Annotated in this window: 2 protein-coding genes; both read left to right on the top strand. The window is 59.2% G+C overall.

Annotation, left to right across the window (positions count from 1 at the left end; translation table 11 throughout):
* A partial coding sequence (locus tag GSQ94_RS15730) for an amino acid adenylation domain-containing protein (protein ID WP_158944824.1) occupies window positions 1-1842 on the top strand: 1842 nt, incomplete at its 5' end.
* A gap of 48 nt (window positions 1843-1890) precedes the next feature.
* Window positions 1891-3850: type I polyketide synthase (locus tag GSQ94_RS15725; RefSeq protein WP_216843103.1), on the top strand; the 1960-nt coding region annotated here is incomplete at its 3' end.

Genomic DNA, 3850 nt, shown 5'->3' with positions numbered 1-3850 from the left:
CTGATCGAACATTTCCATCAGGCAAGCCCCGAGGCCCCAGACCTGAAACTGGTGACCGCACAGTTCGAAGCCCAGGCCGACCGCAATCCCACAGCGCCTGCTCTGCTCTATGGCCATTCCCAACTTAGCTTCGGAGAACTGAACAAACGGGCCAACCGGCTAGCCCATCGCCTGATCGAACAACGAGTACGCCCGGGAGATCTCGTTGGCATTTCGATGCCGCGATCTATGCCAATGGTCGTGGCAATTCTTGCAACGCTCAAGGCGGGAGCGGCTTATCTGCCACTCGACCCCGGTCTCCCGTCCGCGCGCTATGCAGCCATCCTCAAGGACGCAGCTCCAGTGACCGTCCTGAAAGAGGAGCCAGCAAGCACCGCCGGTTATCCTGAAACCAACCCCGGTCTCTCCCTCTCGCTCACACACACAGCCTATGTCATCTACACCTCCGGCTCCACCGGGATGCCTAAAGGCGTGATGATTCGCCATCGCGAGTTTTCGAATTATCTCGCCTGGGCCGGAACACTGTACGAAACCAGCTCTGGCTGCGGCGCGCCGGTAAATACTCCCTTGGCATTCGATGCCACGGTCACGAGCCTTTGGCTGCCACTTGCCGCTGGAAAGCCTGTCTTCCTGTTGCCTGAAGAGAATCATCTGGAAGCGCTGGCGGAGCTCCTCATCAGCGGGCGCGAATTTACGCTGGTGAAATTGACGCCGGCCCATTTGACTGCCCTTGCGGAGCTGCTCGGCCCCAAGGCTGCACTCGTACGGGCAAGAAACTTCGTCGTCGGAGGCGAAGCACTTCCGGGCGATGTCGCCAACTTCTGGACCTCGCGCGTCTCTGGGCTGCGGATCGTCAATGAATATGGCCCAACGGAAACGGTCGTAGGTTGCTGCGTTCATGGCTTGGCCAACGGCGAGCAGGTCGCCGGCGATGTGCCCATCGGCGTCCCTGCCGGAAATAACCGGCTTTACGTGCTCGATGCCGCGCTCGAACCGGCGCCCCCAAACATCTGGGGGGAGTTGTACATCGGAGGCCCGCAACTCGGCATCGGTTACCTTCATCGCCCCGGCCTGACCGCAGAGCGTTTTGTCGTCGATCCGTTCTCCTCTGTTCCCGGTGCACGCATGTACCGCAGCGGCGACTCGGTGCGATGGCGTCTGGATGGAATCCTCGAATTCCGCGGACGTGTGGACAATCAAATCAAGATACGAGGCTTCCGGATCGAACCGGGAGAGATTGAATCGATCCTCACAGCAGAACCGACGATTGCACAGGCAGCGGTCATTCCCTCACAGGACGCGCAGGGCACCCGCCTTCTGGCCTTCGTCGTCCCCAGGGCCGGTAGCCCGGGAGCCGATCCCGAGGTGTGGCACCGGATTCTGAGCGAACGGCTACCCGAGTACATGGTGCCGTCCGCTATCTTCGCTCTGGACGCGCTGCCTCTTACCCCGAATGGAAAGATCGATCGCCGTGCCCTTCTGGCCTCCTGCCCTGCAACGACGGCAAGCCGCGATATTGCATTGCCTCACTCGCCAAACGAACGGCTGGTAGCCGGCATCTGGCAACATGTGCTCGGCCTCGACCCCTTTGATATCAATAATCGCTTTAACAGCCTGGGTGGAAATTCTCTGCTGATGATCCGTGTGCTTGCTCGCCTGCGAGAAGCCGTTCCAGTTCCGATCACGATGGTCGATCTTTTTCGCTATCCCACGGTAAGCACTCTGGGCGCCTATCTGGACTCACTGACCGCACCGGCGGCTAAAAATCATGAAGAGGAAGAACAACGAAAAATCCGCGAACGTGCTGATAAGCAGCGCATGGCATTTCGGCGCAGGACATAAACGGTAGAAACCGGCGAAAGGTTGAAGCGGAGTAAGTCGACAAAGAATATGAGTCATCTAAACGATTTGAACACTGCAGTCGCTATCATCGGTATTTCGTGCCGCTTTCCCGATGCGCGAAATCCGCTCGAGTTCTGGAACAATCTCGAAGCTGGGCGCGAGGCCCTGCGCGATCTGACTGCCGCCGAGTTGGAGGCAGCCGGTGTCGATGCCGCCACCCGGGCCCTCCCGAATTTCGTAGGTCGTGGAGCTATTGTTGCCGATGTGGACCTGTTCGATGCACGTCTGTTCGGATTCACCCCCGCAGAGGCGCAGATCCTCGATCCCCAACAGCGCATCTTTTTGCAGTGCGCCTGGGAGGCTCTTGAGGATGCCGGCTATGATCCCATGCGTTATACGGAATCGATCGGCATCTTTGCGGGAGCGGACCAGTCCGGCTATCAGTTCAACATTTACTCGAACCCTGAGCTGGTCGCATCTGTCGGGCAATTCGCCATCACCCTCTCCAACGACAAAGACCATCTCACGACACGTGCGGCCTTCACTCTCAACCTCAAGGGCCCCGCAGTCACCGTGCAGACCAACTGTTCCACCTCTCTCGTGGCCGTCTGCCAGGCATGCCAGAGCCTTCTAAGCTATCAGTGCGATATTGCCCTCGCCGGTGGCAGCGCCATTGCCGTTCCCCAGACTGGTGGCTACTTCTCGCGCGAGGGAGGGATTGAATCGCCGGATGGCCATTGCCGCACCTTTGACGCTTTGGCGCGTGGAACCGTTGGTGGAAACGGCGCGGGCCTCGTCGTTTTGAAGCGATATGATGCGGCGCTCGCCGATGGCGACCAGATCTACGCTGTCATTCGCGGTTTTGCCACCAATAACGATGGCGGAGATAAAGTCAGCTACACCGCGCCCTCCATCGCAGGACAGTCCGCCGCTATTGCCGCGGCACTGGCCATGGCCGATGTAGATGTCGAGAGCATCGGCTACATCGAAGCGCACGGTACCGGCACGTCTCTCGGAGATCCGATTGAGATGGCTGCGCTCACAGAGGTATTTCGCCGCCACACCACTCGCAAACAGTTCTGCGGAGTCGGCTCAGTGAAGAGCAACATCGGACATCTGGGCTCCGCAGCGGGAGTGGCAGCCCTGATCAAGACGGTACTCGCCCTGAAAAACAGGAAGATCCCTCCGAGCCTTCACTACCAGACTCCGAACCCTGCGATCGACTTCAAAAACAGCCCCTTTTACGTGGCCTCTTCCCTCATCGATTGGGAAGAGGGTCTCGAACCGCGACGGGCTGGAGTCAGTTCGTTTGGTGTAGGCGGAACGAATGCCCATGTCGTTCTTGAAGAGGCCCCCGTCATTGTCACGGTGCCATCGCACGAATGGCAGATCCTGCCAATCTCCGCCAAGACCTCCTCCTCGCGGGACCGCATGACGAAAGCCTTAACGGCCTATCTCGATTCCGAACAACCTCCCAACCTTGCGGATGCCGCTTACACCCTCCAGATCGGGCGCCGGGAATTCGCGCATCGCCAGGTGCTGTTGACAAGGCCCGGGCAAAGAACTGTGATCTCCGGCTCTGGAGCCGCAAACCCGTTGCAGGTAGCCATGCTGTTCCCAGGTCAGGGATCGCAAGAGGTCGGCATGGCGGCCGAGCTGTACAAAGCTGAACCCGTTTTTCGCGATTGTCTGGATGAATGTTGCGCAAAGCTGATCGGCCATCTCGGTTTCGATCTCCGTGATGTTCTGTACCCCAAACATCCTCACGCCACCGGACCTGATCTGTCCCAGACCGCAGTGGCGCAACCCGCGCTGTTCGTCATTGAGTACGCACTGGCGAAGCTCTGGATGGATTGGGGAGTTCAACCCAGTGCCATGGCCGGGCACAGCATCGGAGAATACGTCGCAGCCTGCCTCTCGGGCGTGTTCACCCTTGAAGATGCTCTTGCACTGGTAACGGAGCGCGGCAGGCTGATGCAATCGACGCAACCGGGTGCCATGCTCGCTG

The organism is Granulicella sp. S190 (assembly GCF_009766095.1).
Classification (GTDB): domain Bacteria; phylum Acidobacteriota; class Terriglobia; order Terriglobales; family Acidobacteriaceae; genus Edaphobacter.
Note: the sequence above shows the minus strand (reverse complement) of the source record. Positions and strands in the feature narration are given on the sequence as shown.